Here is a 15,010-nt window from a genome sequence, read left to right as displayed (position 1 = left end):
GATAAGATAGCTGTTATCGCGAGCGCGATGAACAGTCGGCGCATCGGGCGTTTCACATTTCGGTGCATGCTGGCGATGCGGCATCGAGGGTGACTATGATGCGCCAATTACGGGAGGCCGAATCGATGCGACTGATTCATGCCGTCTATGAACCCGCGGGCGAAGGCCCGCATCCGACGCTAATCGCGATGCATGGGTTCGGCGCCAACGCGCTCGACCTGCTCGGCCTCGCACCGTATATCGCGGACGGCCGCTTCATGGTGATTTGTCCGCAGGGCCCGATGGAAGTGCCGATTGGCCCGACGCGCGGCTACGCATGGTTTCCGATCCGGATGGGCGGGCCGCCGGATCGCGAGGCGATCGAAGATGCGGGGCGCGCCGCAACCGAGTTCCTGAATGTGGCGCTGCAGAAATATCCGGTCGATCGGAAGAAGCTGGTGATACTCGGCTTCAGCCAGGGCGGCATGATGGCGTATCGGCTGGCGGTGCGGAATCCGTCGAAGTTCGCGGCGCTGGTGGGAATCGCGACGATGTTTCCGCCGGAGCTGAAGGACGAAGCGCGCGAGCCCGAATCGCTCGAGCGGCTGCCGACGCTGGTCCAGCACGGCCGCGCCGACGACATGATCGAAATCACTCGCGCACGCGCGTCGGTCGAGACGCTTCAATCGTTGAACATGCCGGTGACGTTTCGCGAATACGATTGCGGCCACGAAATCACGGCCGAGACGCTTACCGACTTGTCTGAATTTCTGACGACGAAGGTGCTCGAACCGGTAATCAGCGCGTAGCCTTAGTCATCTTCGAGAATCGCGACCGGGCGCACCCATCCCGCGCTGCCGCCGGTGATTTTGATCGGCAACGCGCTTACCTTGAATCCGAACGGCCGCGGAATTGCGCCGAGGTTCGCGAGTTTCTCCATGTGCAGATGCTCGCGTTTGCGGCCGACGAAATGCGCGGGGAAGAATGGATCGGGCTGGCCCTCGCGAAACGCGCGATTCATCGTGGCGAACGATACGTCCATCGCAATCGCATCGATGCCGATCAGCTTCACGCCCTGATCGAGCAGAAAGTTCTGTCCCGCGATCGAAAGACCGGCCTGACGCCGCACGTATTCATCGATATCGTCGATAAATTGATCGGCGCCGGTCCACAGCAGCACGATATCGAGCGGCTTCAGTTTGTAATCGATGCGCGCGAGTTCGTTTTGCAAATCCTCGACGGTGATGTCCTCGCCCTGGCGATGGCGGAAATCGAAGCGCACGCCGTCGCTGTAGCACCATTCGAGCGGAATCTGATCGATCGTGCGCGCTGGCTTGCCCTCGCAGAGCGGTCCGAAATGCCACGGCGCGTCGAGGTGATTGCCGGCGTGGCCGGTGAGCGTGATGGTCTCCCAGCTCAAGGCCATCGACTCAGGGTAATCGCCGACGTCGGAGCCCTTCCACAAACGCAGCATCGCGCGGGCGCCTTCCTCGTGCGTGACGCGCTTGAAGCGGTAGGTCCAGGGCGCGTAGGGGGCCGCGTCGAGTGGAACGCCGATATCGATTATCTTCATCGCGACACTCCAGAGGTGCGTTTGCCGCGATCTTAGTGCGGTGGCTATGCGCTTGGCTATCGCTAATCGAAGAGCGCTGCATGATCGGACTCGGGAAAATCGCATGCTAAGATCGCGCGCATGAGCGATAACGATGCGGCCTCGGCGTTCGCGAAATTACTGACCGTCGTGACGGAACTGCGGGAGCGATGCCCGTGGGATCGCGAACAGAAGCTCGCCGACACGCCGCGCCATCTGATCGAGGAGGCGTACGAAGTTTCCGACGCGATCGCGCGCGGCGATTCGCCAGAGGTCGCCGAAGAACTGGGCGATCTGATCGTGCAGAGCCTGTTCGTCGGCATCATTCTGGCGGAGCAGAATCAATTCGATTTGGCCGGCGTGCTCGAAGATGCCTCGAAGAAACTCGTAAGACGCCATCCGCACGTCTATGGCGATACGCGCGCCGACACCGTCGATCAGGTGATCGAGAATTGGGAGCGTATCAAGCAAAGCGAGCGTGAGAAGAAGACGCAGGACGCGAAGAGTATCGCTCATGTCGGTCGCGCCCTGCCGGCATTGATGCGTGCGGAAAAGCTCGGCGAGAAGGCGCGGCGGGCCGGGATGGACTGGGCAAACTTGCGCGAGGTGCTCGCCAAAGTGCGCGAGGAAATCGCGGAGATCGAGCACGCGCTCGACATAGGGAACCTTGACGCGGCGGGCGAGGAAATCGGCGACCTGATGCTCGCGGTCGCCAACGCGCCGCGCTTCGTCGGGCGCAATGCGGAGCAGACATTGCGCGCTGCGTGCGACAAGTTCGTCGGTCGGTTCGACGCGCTGGCGAAGAGCGCCGCCGAGCGCGGGCTCGATCTCAAGCAGATGCCGCCGGAAGCGATCGAATCGCTGTGGCAGGAGCTGAAGAAGCCGCGATGAGGAGAGGAGCAAATCGGAGTCCGAAACAGATGCGCGCTACGCGCTGTCAGTAGAATCGTAAAAACAAAGGTAAGCAGAGCCGTTCCGTGTCATTCCGAGTGAGCGAGGCGACGAGGCGTGAAACCCGGAGCAATTCTCGGCGAAGAAAAGATCCGGGATTCCTCGCTTCGCTCGGAATGACACGGGCGGTATCAATCTGGGTCATCAGGGACGCAATATTTTGGTTTAGTCCGTATCCATGATTGCCGAAGCAGAACCCAACGCGGCATCGTGCCCTATTGTAACGCAGAAACAAGGGGAGGTTCGCAAAGTGCCCAACGATCCGCCTATCCGCGCTTATAACGACCGCAACGTGTATATCTTGGGGGCCGGTTTCTCTGCCGACGCGGGGTTTCCGCTTATTAAGGACTTCATGAACAGGATGCGTGATGCCGCTGCCTGGTTAGAAGCGCAAGGTGGACGCAATGCCGAAAAGGAAGCTATTGAGCGGGTGCTTGAATTTCGCATCCGCGCGGCTGCGGCGGCTCATCGGGTTCCTCTGAATATTGAGAATGTCGAGGAGCTGTTCAGTCTTGCCTCTGCGAGTGGCGACAAAAAGTTGGCGGACTCGATGCCCTTGGCTATCGCTGCGACGCTCGAGTATGCGCGACAAACTGCCAAGCCTACTGACGTATGGAGCAGGTTACAAATTGGCGTATTAGATCGGCCCGATTGGAAAAGGCCGGCGAGTTGGCGGATGCCTCTCTCCTATATCCAGGAAGATATGAAGAAGGGCGTCCGGAAAGGTCAATGGCACAGTTGCCCGCCCTACGATTTCTATATGGGCGTAATGTGCGGCTATTTCAACAACAACGGAGACAACCATCGCGATACAATCATCACATTTAACTACGACAATTTGATTGAGCAATCACTCCAAGAGCTCGACTTGCCCTTTCATTATGGGCTACCGATCGAGGCCATTTCTTTTGACCAATCGGCTGCGCGTATCAAAAACTCGTACGCAAACGCAGGAGTCGCCTTACTCAAGCTACATGGTTCTGTGAATTGGATTGCTTTGCTACCCGAACAGCAGGAGCGGCTTGGGCGTAGGGTGCTGCTGGCGCAACTCCAGGTAGATGAAGGTAAAGCCGTTAAACCGAACCGTCGCTTGTCGGGTAAGCCCGGCTATATGCGCTTGTCTCTCTGTGAGAACTACGATGCTGTGCGAGCTCGCGGGGTATCGCCCTTTCTCGTGCCTCCAACTTGGCACAAGATGTTTGTAGGCTTCTTTGCAGGGGTATGGGACGCGGCGGTCGCCGCATTAAAAACCGCAACCAACTTAGTCATTCTCGGCTACTCCGTCCCTCCGACGGATGTGCACTTCAGATACCTTCTAGCGGCCGGTCTTCAAGATAACATTTCTCTGCGCAAGGTATTCTTCGTCAATCCGGCGCTAGGAGATGAAGCGGGCAACGCAGCTGAGAGAAAGCGCCTTGAAAACCAACTCATCGGCCCGGCGGGTCTTTTTCGCCCTGAGCTTCGCGAACAAGGTGTCATTGAACTGATACCGGCCGATACGCGCGAGTTCTTCACTGGACCTCACGACGCGAACTCGCGCGAGTCTTATCGAGAACGCATGGGGCGCCCACTCAACACTTACACCTGTTCTGGTGATGATGCTCCGTTCAGCGTTTCTGATTCTCAAGGAAGGACTTTTCGTCGCTGAAGGAAGATAGAGCGATTTTGCATCAACGCGACAGTCGTCCCCTGTTGACGCTTTGGCCGGCTTTTCCTTTGGTCGCCCTGGCCAGTCATTTCGCGGTAATGTCCTAAATCACGGCTGAGTGTCTGGATTTAAAATCGTGAGTGGCTTATTTTGCTTTGAGGCGTGGATCATCGGTTGTGACGCACTTCGCATCGAACCACAATTTAGCGCCGGCTTTATCGCCCTGTTGATCGCACATATACCATCGCCGTGTGCGGTCGGCTTCACAATCGGCGGCACTATCGTAGGCTTGCACCTGCACCCATTGAGACATCGGCGCATCATAGTTTCGGACTCCCTCTTTTGCGGGCGGGGCGCCGAGCATCAGATACCAGCCCACAAGCGCGAGCGCGGCGGCGTGGCCAGGCTTCATGGCGCGACTGTAAAGGCATCGCCAGAGTTTATCAATCGCTTCCTTGGTTAATTGGTAAGTCGAAGTGGAATCAGGTACGCGATCATTTGGACGGCTGTATTGCTCTGGGGGGCGCGCACTGATAAATGAGGCTAGTTATGCCTCATATTCCAATTCACCCGTCGGCAGAGAAGCGTCATCGTCAAAGCCTGAAGCGCGCGGAGCGCAATCGCGTCGTCAAGACGCGGGCCCGCACCCTCGCCAAGACTGCAGCCGAGACAATCGCGTCGAGCGATGAAACCTCGGCGCGCAACGCTCTCAAACAAGCGACCAAGGTTCTATACAAGGCGGCCAGCAAAGGCACGATTCATCGCAATACGGTGCGGCGCAAAGTCGCGCGGCTGTCGGCGAGCCTGCATCGGAAGTTCGTCAAACAGGCGGCAAAGACCGAAGCGTAATCCGCAGGGTTAAGGCACCGAAAAGAATTAACCGCAGATTAAGGGATTACACAGATAAGAAAAAAGGGCGGCTGATTAGGCCGCCCTTTTTAGTATGAGATTCGTTTTGAATCTGTGAAATCTGCGCAATCTGCGGTTAAATCTTTCTTCCCTAGATTTCGAAGTCGGCTTCCTCGATGATGCGCGCGACGCGGTAGAGGAACCGATTGCCGAGCACCCCGTCAACGACGCGATGGTCGTATGACAGCGCGAGATACATCATGGTGCGAATCGCGATCGCGTCGGCACCGGCCGCTTCGATAACGACGGCCCGCTTCTTCACTTCGCCCATCCTGAGGATCCCAACCTGGGGCTGATTGATGATCGCAAAGCCGTAGAGATTACCTTCGCGGCCCGGATTCGAGAGCGTGAAGCTGCCGCCGGCGAGATCGTCGGCGCTGATTTTTTTGTCGGCGATTTTGCGGCGGAGTGCTTCCATCGCGCGCGCGATACCGACCACCGACATCCCCTCGGCCGCCTTTATCACCGGCACCAGCAGGCCCTCGTCGGTATCCATCGCGATGCCGAGATTGATGCCCTTACGAATCACGACCGAATCGCCGACCACCGACGCGTTCATGCGCGGAAATTCCTTCAGCGCCTTGACGGTGGCCGCCGCAGCCAGCGGCAAGAACGTGAGCGCAAAACCTTCGCGGCGCGCGAATTCGTTTTTGTGCCGCTCGCGCAGCGCCATCGCCGCGGTGACATCGACCTCAGCTACGGTGCCGACGTGCGGCGAATGAGTCTTCGAGAAAACCATGTGCTCGGCGATGAGCTTGCGCCGGCGCGTGAACGGCTCAACGATGTCGCCTTCGACCGGCTGATAGATCGGCGGGCGAAACGCGGGCGCCGTCGCGCCGGAGGGCGCTTGCGAAACGGCAGGCGGCGCAGTTAGCGCGGTAGCGGCTTGTGCGGCGCCGTTGGCGGGCTGGAGCGGTTCTAAAATCGCAGCGCCGCCCTGGCGCAGCGATTCGAGATAGCGCGTCAGATCGCGTTTGCTGATGCGTCCGCCCATGCCGGTGCCGGGCACGCGGCCTAAATCAATTCCCTCCTCCGCGGCCATCTTCAGCACGACTGGTGAATATCGGCGATGCAAATCTGCGCTGGCGAGTTCCCCTTCATCTTGAATCGGCGCGGCTGACGCGGCGCGCGCGCTGGGCGCCGATTCTCGCATCGAGGCCGGAGCCCGCTGCGCTGGCCGACTCTCGGTGGGCATCGCGGGTGGCGGCGCCGCAACTTTGGGCGGGACCATCTTGAGCTTGGCGACGGTCTCCGCGACGGCCTGCTCGATCACGGCGAGCTTTGCGCCGACGGGTAGCGTCTGCCCCTCTTCCGCGACGATCTTTGTGATTCGGCCCGCGCCCGGCGACGGAATCTCGGTATCGACTTTGTCGGTCGAAATCTCGACCAGCGGCTGATCCTCGACGACGGTGTCGCCCTCCTTCACCAGCCACTTGGTGACGGTGCCTTCGACGACGCTCTCGCCCATTTGGGGCATCGTTACGTCAATAGCCATAGTTCAGTAGGCCGCCAGACTGCGGATTGCGTCCACGATTTTGTTGGTGTTGGGCAGGATGAATTCCTCGAGCGGCGGACTGAACGCGACGTGCGCATCCAGGGCCGCGACGCGCCGCACGGGTCCGTCGAGATACTCGAAAGCGTTCTCGGTGATGATCGCGGAGACCTCGCCGCCGATACCGCCAGTCAGGCGATCTTCGTGCACGATCAGCACCTTGCCGGTCTTGCGCGCGGTCGCAAGAATCGCGTCGCGATCGAGCGGCAGCAGCGTGCGCAAATCGAGCACTTCGACTGACAGGCCGTCCTCCTTCTCGACGATTCGCGCCGCATCGATGCATTGGCCGAGCGTTCCGCCGTAAGTGATCACAGAGAGGTCGGCGCCCTCTTTGCGCAGTTCGGCGACGCCGATCGGCACGGTGAAATCGCCCTCGGGCAAATCTTCCTTGATACTTCGATAGAGCCGTTTGTGCTCGAAATATACGATCGGATTGCCGTCGCGAATTGCGCTTTTCAGAATTCCTTTGGCGTCGTAGGCAGTGGCGGGCGCGACAACTTTTAGTCCGGGGACGCGGGTGAACCACGCTTCGGGATTCTGCGAATGAAAGAGCGCGCCATGCACGCCGGCGCCTGACGGTGCTCGAATCACCAGCGGACAACTGGCCTTGCCGCCATGCCGATAACGCAGCGTCGCCGCCATGTTCACGATCTGATCGAAGGCGCACGAGATGAAATCCGCGAACTGCATCTCGACCACCGGACGCATCCCGAGCACCGCCGCGCCAATTCCTGCGCCGACGATCAGCGCCTCGGAGATGGGCGTATCGATCACGCGCTCTTCGCCGAATGCCTCGAGCAGTCCTTCGGTTGCTTTGAATGCGCCGCCCAGTTCGGCGACGTCCTCGCCCATGACGAAGACGTTTTCGTCGCGGCGCATCTCTTCATGGAGCGCCGAATTGATCGCTTTTATGTAGGTGGATTCCATCTAGCGCGCACCGTTGGTCGAAGGATTGCCCGACGTCGGGGCGCCGCTGGGCGCATAAATATCTTCAAGTGCTTCTTGAGGTTCCGGCAGCGGGCTCGATTCCGCAAAATCGACCGCCTGCTGCACCTCGTCGCGCGTCCGCTCGTCCACCTGCTCGCGAATCCGCTTGATGTCGTGGCCTTTCTTTTCAAGGTAGTACTCGAAGCGCGGAATCGGATCGCGGCTTTGCCATTCGATCAGTTCTTCCTTATCGCGATAGAGCGCGGCGTCGTGCTCGCTATGCCCGCGATATCGATAAGTCTTGCACTCGATCAGTGCAGGCCCTTCGCCCCCGCGGACACGGGCAATCACGCGCTCGCTCAGTTCGAGCACCGCCAGCAGATCGTTGCCGGAGCATACGTAACCCTTGAAGCCGTAGGCGGGCGCGCGATCGGCGACATTTTCGATCGCCATCTGCTTTTCGAGCGGCGTCGAGTAGGCGTAGCGATTGTTCTCGCAGACGAAGAGCACGGCCAGCTTGTGAACGCCGGCAAAGTTCATCGCTTCATGGACGTCGCCGCGCGACGCTGCGCCTTCGCCGAAAAACGCGACGGCCACGTTCTTTTCCTTTTTCATTCTGAACTTCAGCGCCGCGCCAACCGCGACTGGCAGCGACGAACCGAGCATCGAGGTCGAGCCGAACACCAGATGCTCCAAATCACCGCCGTGGAGGAACGAATCCTTGCCGCGCGAAAGTCCGGTCTCCTTGCCCATCAATTGCGCCATCAGGCGGCCGGGCTCGACACCGCGCATGATGAACACGCCCATGTCGCGATGGATCGGCGCGACGAAATCGCCCGGCTCAAGCGGCGCGCAGATGCCGGTGACGATCGCCTCCTGGCCCGCGCCCGAGTAAACGCCGCCGAGGATTTTGTTCTGTCGATGAAGCCGCGAGACCCGCTCCTCGAAGGCGCGGATCAGCTTCATCCAGTAGTAAAGTTGCAGCTCGTGCTCGAGCTTGGGCGCAAGCTCGGCGGAACCGCGGACGGCAGTTGGTTCGGGCATCGATGGTACTCCAGGGCGATAGTTGCCTATCGGATCGAGAGTACCGCAGCGGACGCGATGCGAGCAAAACGTAATTGTCGCGATTGGGACGGTTATGTCAGCAGATTCTTGATTCGCTGGAGCACGGCCGGGTCGCGCCGCAGCATCATGGCGGGCAGCCGCAGCGTCAGCTCGATCCAGTTGCGGTCGCGAGCGCCGATCTCCTTGAGCATCGCGAGGCCGGGCTCGATTTGCCCGAGGCTCAACAGCGCGACCGCGTGCCAGTAGCGCATCTCGGGATTGTCGCCGATCAGGCGCTCGGCGTTTTCGTACTCGCGATCCATCGCCGCGACATCGCCGTCGGCCATTGCCGCGTCGGCCAGCCGGTGGTGCAGGTATGCTTTGCGGACATCGGCGAGGCGGCGAATTTCGATCAATGGCTCCACTGCGTCATCGACGCGCAAATCAAAAATCGTGTCGTCCCATGAACGGCCAGTGTTGGCGCCATCGACGATCAGAACCGCCGCTGATTGACGGCCCCGAATATCGCCACCCTCGGACTCCGCGGCATCGAGCGAGGCGAGCAGTCTATCGATCAGCGGCCCGTTCGCGCCGCGATACGCCTCGGCCATCGCGGGCCACACGCTGCTTTTGAGCATCATGTTGGCTTGCACCGAAAATCCATCGCCGACGACGTGACCGGCTTCTGGAATCGTGATCGAACCGGTATGCGCGGCGGCATTGCCGCGCGCATCGATCATCGCGACTTGCCGGATTTCCTTCATCGGATCGGATGCGAGCAGGCCGTTCAGAGTGTCTTGGGCCGACTTGCCGGCGCGCATCAGGTCAAGCCCGAGCTTGCCGTATGCGGGCTCGCTGAGCGCCTGCGACGCCACCGCGCCGACCCCGGCTTCTGCCCACGTGACGACCGAGCCGACCGAGAAATAATGCGACTGGACCGCGACGCCGAGTTGCCCGTTGTCGGGGTCGCGCGCGACGATTGAATAGGTGTGGGCCAGCGCCGCGCTCGCGTGGATAGCGTCTCGATACATGACGCGATCATCTTTCGAACTCATCCGGCACCCTCCCCTACTTGACGTTCACTTCCGCTACCCTCAGGCGATGTTACCGCCCCGGCACACCCCGGAGGAACGCGCTCGATACATGATGCTCTCGATCATCTGGAAAACGCATCGCTAACGCGAGTGCGAAATCGCAGTTTTAATTTGCAACTGGGTTGCCTCCACCAGGGTGATGGCTTATAAACCCGAATGATGGCGTCCGCACAAATCTCGCGCGTCTCCGGCGTCAGCAGAGGCGCATCGATTCGCGAAATTCTCGATCGCGCGCTTGCTGGAAAACGGCTCGGCGACGACGATGCGACCCTGCTGATCGAGTGCCCCGACCGCGACCTCGACGCACTGATGTCCGCCGCCGCCGAACTGCGCGATCGTGGCAAAGGACGCGACGTTACCTACTCGCGCAAGGTCTTCCTGCCGGTGACGAATCTATGCCGCGATCGATGCACTTACTGCACGTTTCGCAAGGATCCCGGCGACCCCGGCGCGTGGACGATGATGCCCACGGAAATCGAGCAGTGGTCGCGCCGCGGCGCTGAGCTTGGATGCAAGGAAGCGCTGATGTGCCTCGGCGACAAGCCCGAAGTGGCGTTCAAGTCGTATCGCGAGACGCTCGCGGGACTCGGCGTCAGCACGACGATCGAATACGTCGGGCGCGCGTGCGAAATCGCGATCGACGCGGGATTGCTGCCGCATACCAACGCCGGCCTCATGACCGCCGCTGAGATGCGGGCGCTGCGACCGCTCAATGCAAGCATGGGCCTGATGCTCGAGAATATTTCGCCGCGGCTGCGGACGAGCGGCGGAGTTCATCAGGCTGCGCCGGACAAGGATCCTGCTCTGCGCATCAAGATGATCGACGAAGCCGGCGCGCTCAAGATCCCGTTCACGACCGGTATATTGCTCGGTATCGGCGAGACGATTGCGGAGCGCGCGAAAAGTCTGACCGCGATTCGCGACACGCACGAGCGCCACGGTCACATCCAGGAAGTTATCATCCAGAATTTCCGCGCCAAGCCGGAAATCGCGATGGCCGACGCGCCCGAGCCCGACGCATACGACATGGCGCGCGCAATCGCGACTGCGCGGCTGGTGCTGGGACCGTCGATGAACGTGCAGGCGCCGCCGAATCTGTCGCCGAATCAAATCGAGTTGTTCCTGAACGCCGGAATCAACGATTGGGGCGGCATCTCGCCACTCAGCAAGGACTACGTGAATCCCGAAGCGCCGTGGCCACATATCGAGATGCTCGGCGAGCGATGCGCGCGCGCGGGATTCAAGCTGGGCGAAAGGCTCGCAATTTATCCTGAATACATCAATGATGAGTGGCTCGACCCCGCGATCGCCGGCCGCGTGCGCACGATGCATCGGGCGATTCAGGAATCGAGCGTCGGAGGCGAAGCGTGAATCTGGAATATTGGCGCAATTACGTCGACGAGATCGAAGCCACTCCACTGGAGACGCTGCTCGGCAAAGCGTCCGCGCCGATTCGCGCAACGTTGGAGCGATCGCGTGCGAAAAAGGAACTGACACCGGAGGAAGGCCTCGGGCTCTACACCGCGGTCGGCGACGATCTCCGCGCGATGATCAAATGCGCTGACCTCGCGCGGGCCGAAGATGTCGGTGACGAAGTTACGTACGTCGTAAATCGCAATATCAACTTTACGAACATCTGTTTCGTGGGATGCCAGTTCTGCGGCTTCAAACGGCAGCGCTGGGAATCCGACGCGTACGATCATTCGGACGAGAAGATCATCGAGAAGATGGCCGACGCCGTCGCTCGCGGCGCGACCGAAGTGTGCATGCAAGGTGGAATCAATCCCGACATGCCACCGTTCAAGTATCGCGATCTGCTGGTCGCGATGAAGGGCGCGTTTCCCGAGATTCACATCCACGCATTCTCGCCGATGGAAATCATGTACGGCGCCAAGCGCGTGCGGATGGACTATCCGGAGTACATCGCGATGCTGCGCGATCACGGTCTCGGCTCGATTCCGGGCACCGCGGCGGAAATCCTGGATGACGGCGTGCGCGAGATTCTGAGCCACAAAAAAGTCGATGTCGCGGCGTGGGTGGAAATCATCACGACTGCGCATTCGCTCGGCGTGCCGACCACCTCGACCGTGATGTATGGCCATGTCGAGAGTCCGCTGCACGTCGTGAATCATCTCGATTTGCTGCGCACGATCCAGAAAGAAACGCACGGCTTCACCGAATTCGTGCCGCTGCGCTTCATCCATCAGAACACGGTGCTCTTTCGCAAGGGACTCGTCTCGCCGGTCGAGCGCGGCCAACTGGATTTCCAGATGTATGCGTTCTCGCGGCTGTTTCTGCGCGGACAAATCGACAATCTGCAGACCTCGTGGGTGAAGTGCGGAATCGATCTCGCGGCGCTCACGCTGAAAGCCGGATGCAACGATTTCTCGGGCACCCTGATGGAAGAGAGCATCACGGCGCAGGCCGGCGGCGATTCGGGCGAGTTCATCCCGGTCGATGTGTTCGAGGACAAGGCGCGCGAGATGGGCCGCGTCGCGGTCGAGCGCACCACGCTCTACCAGAAACTCTACGGCAAAAAGGCACCCAATGGAGCGCGCCCGATCGCGTCCCCTCCGCTCGCAGCAGATCACCACGCTAGCGGGGGGAGTGGGTGCAGCTAAGTTCATCCGCGGACTGGTTCGGCGAATCGATCCGAAAAGGCTGACCGTGGTCGTCAATACTGGCGACGACGAAAGCTTTTACGGGCTGCACGTATCGCCGGATATCGACACCGTCACGTACACGCTGGCGGGCGTGGTGAATCCTGCACAGGGCTGGGGTCTGATTGAGGAGACGTTCTGCGTGCTGCCGGCGCTCGAGCGCTTCTACGGCAAGCCGTGGTTCGGCCTTGGCGATCGCGATCTCGCGACGCATCTGTACCGCACCGATCGGATGCGGCAGGGCGCGCGCCTCACGCAAATCACCGCGGAAGTCGCGCGCGCATTCAAAATCAAATCGAAAATTCTGCCGATGACCGACGATTCGGTGCGGACCTTCGTAAAGCTGCGCGGACTCGCCGCCCTGCCCTTCCAGGAATATTTCGTGCGCCGGCGCGCGCGCGGTGTCGTCGAGAAAATCGAGTTGCGCGGAATCGAGCAGGCGCGTCCCACTCGCGAAGTGATCGATGCGATCCGAAATTCCGCGGCGACAATTCTCGCGCCGTCGAATCCGTTCGTGTCGCTCGGTCCGATTCTGCAACTCGACGGCGTACGCGACGCGATGAGCAAAGCCAAATCCCGCGTCGCCGCGATCAGTCCAATCGTCGGCGGCAAAACGATCAAAGGCCCGGCTGACAAGATGCTCCGTGGCCTCGGCATGGAAGTGTCTCCGCTCGGCGTCGCCAGGTTGTATCGCGACATTGTGGGACTGTTCGTGATCGACAACGTTGACCGAAAATTCATTGAGCCGATCGAACGCCTCGGGATGCGCGCGATTGCGACCGACACCATCATGACCACGCCCGAGCGCGCGGCCGAACTCGCGTCGGCGGTTCTGCGTGCGCTCGAGGTGTAGTAGGCTATCCCGCCGATGCGCACGATAAGCCTCACCGCGGTCGAAGGAATCCCGATGATCAAAGCCGGCGACGATCTCGCCGCGTTGATTGCCGACGGATTGCAGCAGACCGGTCTCAAGCTCGAGCACGGCGATATCCTTGTCGTGTGCCAGAAGGTAGTCTCGAAGGCAGAGGGCCGCGTGTTGGATCTGAAAGAGATCGAGCCGTCTGACTTCGCGAAAAACCTGGCGGCGCGATGGGAAAAAGATCCGCGCGCGGTCGAGGTCGTGCTGCGGCAGACCAATCGAATCGTGCGCAACGATCACGGCGTCATTATCGTCGAGACGGGGCCCGGATGGGTCTGCGCGAACGCCGGCGTGGACGAATCGAACAGCCTCGAGGACGATCGCGCGATCCTGCTGCCCGAAGATCCTGACGCGTCGGCGCGCGGTCTCCGCGACGAATTACGCAAACGCTTCGGCGTCACTGTAGCCGTGCTGATCACCGATACGTTCGGCCGTCCATGGCGCGACGGACTCACCGAAGTATGTCTTGGAATCGCGGGGATGAATCCGATGCTCGATCTGCGCGGCACCAACGATCTCGGCGGACGCGAACTTCATCATACGGTGGTCGCAATCGCCGATGACATCGCGTGCGCGGCCGGACTGCTAATGGAAAAAGCCGGCGCGACGCCCGCCGTCGTGGTGCGCGGCTATCAATACGAACCGTACGAAGGCAGCGCGAAAGTGTTGATTCGGCCGCCCGAAGCCGATTTATTCCGCTGACCCGCATCCTGTGAAACGAGCCAAAGCAACCCAACTCGATTCCCCATCGACGCCCGAGCTGCTTAGCCCGGCCCGCCTGGTCGAGGCAGATCTGATCGCCGCGGAAGCGCGCCTCGTGCGCCTGCTCGATTCCAACGAGTCGATCATTGCGGAGATCTGTCATTACCTCGTCGATGCGGGCGGCAAACGACTGCGCCCGACTTTCATCATGCTGGTGTATCGCGCGTGCGGCGGCGGCAATCAGAAAGTTGACTTCGCCATCGATGCGGCGATCGCGCTCGAATTGATCCACTCCGCGACGCTGCTGCACGACGACATCATCGATCGCGGCCTGTTGCGGCGCGGCAAACCTTCAGCGTTCGCGCGTTACGGTTTCGGTCCGTCGCTGATTGCCGGCGATTATTTGTTCTGCCGCGCCTTCGAACTCTGCAGCCGCTTCGAGGAACGCCTGATTCGCACCGCGGCCGAAGCCTGCATCCATCTTACCGAAGGCGAGGTGATGGAGAGCCGCTATCGCCACAACGTCGCCGCGACGCTGAACGATTATATCAGCGTGATCGATCGCAAGACCGCGTCGCTGTTTTACGCGGGCGGCAAAGTTGCGGCAGATCTCGCCGGCGCGCCGCCGCGCACGATCAACGCGATGGCGAAGCTCGGCACCGCGATGGGCCTCGCGTTCCAGATGGTCGATGACATGCTCGACATCCTTGGGCCCGAGGAGAAAATCGGCAAGCCGGTCGGCTCCGACTTGCGCGCGGGCATCCCGTCGCTGCCGGTGGTGCTCGGCTTTGAGCGCAGCGCAGAGCTGCGCAAACTCTTCCAGAACAGCACGCAGATCGAAGGCGCCGTGCTCGAACGCGCGCTTGAGCTGCTGCGAGCGCCGGAGATCGTCGCCGACGCGCGCCGCCTCGTGGCGGAGCAAATCGCGCTCGCGCGCGGTATCGTGGACGACCTGCCGGCATCGCCCTATCGCGAAGGCCTCGCCACCTTGATCGACGACCAAACCTCGCGCGAAGTCTGAAGTGCCGGCGCTC

The 15,010-nt window shown here is 60.8% G+C and carries 15 protein-coding genes; 9 read left to right on the top strand and 6 right to left on the bottom strand.

Going from position 1 to position 15,010, the window contains the following annotated elements; all coding sequences use genetic code 11:
* The first annotated feature begins 125 nt into the window (after window positions 1–125).
* Window positions 126–788 (top strand): alpha/beta hydrolase, encoded by a 663-nt coding sequence (locus Q7S58_RS16215; protein WP_304828072.1) that lies wholly within the window; start codon window positions 126–128, stop codon window positions 786–788.
* Window positions 789–790: 2 nt separating this feature from the next.
* Here Q7S58_RS16215 and Q7S58_RS16210 read toward each other — a convergent pair whose 3' ends face one another.
* Window positions 791–1,552, bottom strand: a complete 762-nt coding sequence (locus Q7S58_RS16210; protein ID WP_304828069.1) for a cyclase family protein — start codon at window positions 1,550–1,552, stop codon at window positions 791–793.
* Between the two features lie 120 nt (window positions 1,553–1,672).
* On the opposite strand from Q7S58_RS16210, the gene mazG reads away from it, so the two are divergent.
* Together mazG and Q7S58_RS16200 are read left to right on the top strand one after the other, a co-directional pair.
* A complete protein-coding gene (gene mazG / locus Q7S58_RS16205) occupies window positions 1,673–2,461 on the top strand; it encodes a nucleoside triphosphate pyrophosphohydrolase (protein WP_304828066.1) in 789 nt (262 codons plus the stop codon).
* A gap of 310 nt (window positions 2,462–2,771) precedes the next feature.
* The gene (locus Q7S58_RS16200) at window positions 2,772–4,169 is read left to right on the top strand and encodes an SIR2 family protein (RefSeq protein ID WP_304828063.1); all 1,398 of its coding nucleotides are present in this window, start codon (window positions 2,772–2,774) and stop codon (window positions 4,167–4,169) included.
* Between the two features lie 145 nt (window positions 4,170–4,314).
* On the opposite strand, the gene Q7S58_RS16195 is transcribed toward Q7S58_RS16200, so the two are convergent.
* The gene (locus Q7S58_RS16195; RefSeq protein ID WP_304828060.1) at window positions 4,315–4,581 is read right to left on the bottom strand and encodes a hypothetical protein; all 267 of its coding nucleotides are present in this window, start codon (window positions 4,579–4,581) and stop codon (window positions 4,315–4,317) included.
* A 137-nt stretch (window positions 4,582–4,718) separates the two neighbouring features.
* On the opposite strand from Q7S58_RS16195, the gene rpsT reads away from it, so the two are divergent.
* Window positions 4,719–5,018, top strand: a complete 300-nt coding sequence (gene rpsT, locus Q7S58_RS16190; RefSeq protein ID WP_304828057.1) for a 30S ribosomal protein S20 — start codon at window positions 4,719–4,721, stop codon at window positions 5,016–5,018.
* Between the two features lie 151 nt (window positions 5,019–5,169).
* On the opposite strand, the gene Q7S58_RS16185 is transcribed toward rpsT, so the two are convergent.
* The 4 genes from Q7S58_RS16185 to Q7S58_RS16170 all read right to left on the bottom strand — a co-directional run bounded on the left by Q7S58_RS16185 (window position 5,170) and on the right by Q7S58_RS16170 (window position 9,656).
* Window positions 5,170–6,555 (bottom strand): dihydrolipoamide acetyltransferase family protein, encoded by a 1,386-nt coding sequence (locus tag Q7S58_RS16185; RefSeq protein ID WP_304828054.1) that lies wholly within the window; start codon window positions 6,553–6,555, stop codon window positions 5,170–5,172.
* Window positions 6,556–6,576: 21 nt separating this feature from the next.
* On the bottom strand, window positions 6,577–7,557 hold the full coding sequence (locus tag Q7S58_RS16180; RefSeq protein ID WP_304828051.1) for an alpha-ketoacid dehydrogenase subunit beta: 981 nt from the start codon (window positions 7,555–7,557) through the stop codon (window positions 6,577–6,579).
* Complete coding sequence (locus Q7S58_RS16175) at window positions 7,558–8,601, bottom strand: thiamine pyrophosphate-dependent dehydrogenase E1 component subunit alpha (RefSeq protein WP_304828049.1); 1,044 nt, start codon at window positions 8,599–8,601, stop codon at window positions 7,558–7,560.
* A gap of 92 nt (window positions 8,602–8,693) precedes the next feature.
* Window positions 8,694–9,656: a DUF1028 domain-containing protein gene (locus Q7S58_RS16170; protein ID WP_304828046.1), complete on the bottom strand. Its 963-nt coding sequence runs from the start codon at window positions 9,654–9,656 to the stop codon at window positions 8,694–8,696.
* Between the two features lie 195 nt (window positions 9,657–9,851).
* Between Q7S58_RS16170 and cofG the strand changes: the two genes are divergently transcribed.
* From cofG to Q7S58_RS16145, 5 genes are read left to right on the top strand one after another with little or no spacing between them, the layout of a single operon-like run.
* On the top strand, window positions 9,852–11,066 hold the full coding sequence (cofG, locus tag Q7S58_RS16165; protein ID WP_304828043.1) for a 7,8-didemethyl-8-hydroxy-5-deazariboflavin synthase CofG: 1,215 nt from the start codon (window positions 9,852–9,854) through the stop codon (window positions 11,064–11,066).
* Entirely contained in the window at window positions 11,063–12,316 is a 1,254-nt protein-coding gene (cofH, locus tag Q7S58_RS16160; protein WP_304828040.1) for a 5-amino-6-(D-ribitylamino)uracil--L-tyrosine 4-hydroxyphenyl transferase CofH, read from the top strand. The genes cofG and cofH overlap by 4 nt, the downstream gene beginning before the upstream one ends.
* The gene (cofD, locus tag Q7S58_RS16155) at window positions 12,303–13,208 is read left to right on the top strand and encodes a 2-phospho-L-lactate transferase (RefSeq protein WP_304828037.1); all 906 of its coding nucleotides are present in this window, start codon (window positions 12,303–12,305) and stop codon (window positions 13,206–13,208) included. Before cofH ends, cofD begins: the two co-directional genes overlap by 14 nt.
* Window positions 13,209–13,223: 15 nt before the next feature.
* Complete coding sequence (gene cofE, locus Q7S58_RS16150) at window positions 13,224–13,976, top strand: coenzyme F420-0:L-glutamate ligase (RefSeq protein ID WP_304828034.1); 753 nt, start codon at window positions 13,224–13,226, stop codon at window positions 13,974–13,976.
* Window positions 13,977–13,986: 10 nt separating this feature from the next.
* Window positions 13,987–14,997, top strand: a complete 1,011-nt coding sequence (locus Q7S58_RS16145; RefSeq protein WP_304828032.1) for a polyprenyl synthetase family protein — start codon at window positions 13,987–13,989, stop codon at window positions 14,995–14,997.
* The last annotated feature ends 13 nt before the right edge of the window (window positions 14,998–15,010 follow it).

The organism is Candidatus Binatus sp. (assembly GCF_030646925.1).
Classification (GTDB): Bacteria; Desulfobacterota; Binatia; order Binatales; family Binataceae; genus Binatus.
This window is presented reverse-complemented; position numbering and strand designations above follow the sequence as displayed.

Excerpts from the sequence above, each read along its gene's own strand:
- Q7S58_RS16215 (WP_304828072.1), top strand. The coding sequence starts at position 126 with ATGCGACTGATTCATGCCGTCTATGAACCCGCGGGCGAAGGCCCGCAT.
- Q7S58_RS16210 (WP_304828069.1), bottom strand. The coding sequence starts at position 1,552 with ATGAAGATAATCGATATCGGCGTTCCACTCGACGCGGCCCCCTACGCG.
- mazG (WP_304828066.1), top strand. The coding sequence starts at position 1,673 with ATGAGCGATAACGATGCGGCCTCGGCGTTCGCGAAATTACTGACCGTC.
- Q7S58_RS16195 (WP_304828060.1), bottom strand. The coding sequence starts at position 4,581 with ATGAAGCCTGGCCACGCCGCCGCGCTCGCGCTTGTGGGCTGGTATCTG.
- rpsT (WP_304828057.1), top strand. The coding sequence starts at position 4,719 with ATGCCTCATATTCCAATTCACCCGTCGGCAGAGAAGCGTCATCGTCAA.
- Q7S58_RS16185 (WP_304828054.1), bottom strand. The coding sequence starts at position 6,555 with ATGCCCCAAATGGGCGAGAGCGTCGTCGAAGGCACCGTCACCAAGTGG.
- Q7S58_RS16180 (WP_304828051.1), bottom strand. The coding sequence starts at position 7,557 with ATGGAATCCACCTACATAAAAGCGATCAATTCGGCGCTCCATGAAGAG.
- Q7S58_RS16175 (WP_304828049.1), bottom strand. The coding sequence starts at position 8,601 with ATGCCCGAACCAACTGCCGTCCGCGGTTCCGCCGAGCTTGCGCCCAAG.
- Q7S58_RS16170 (WP_304828046.1), bottom strand. The coding sequence starts at position 9,656 with ATGAGTTCGAAAGATGATCGCGTCATGTATCGAGACGCTATCCACGCG.
- cofG (WP_304828043.1), top strand. The coding sequence starts at position 9,852 with ATGATGGCGTCCGCACAAATCTCGCGCGTCTCCGGCGTCAGCAGAGGC.
- cofE (WP_304828034.1), top strand. The coding sequence starts at position 13,224 with ATGCGCACGATAAGCCTCACCGCGGTCGAAGGAATCCCGATGATCAAA.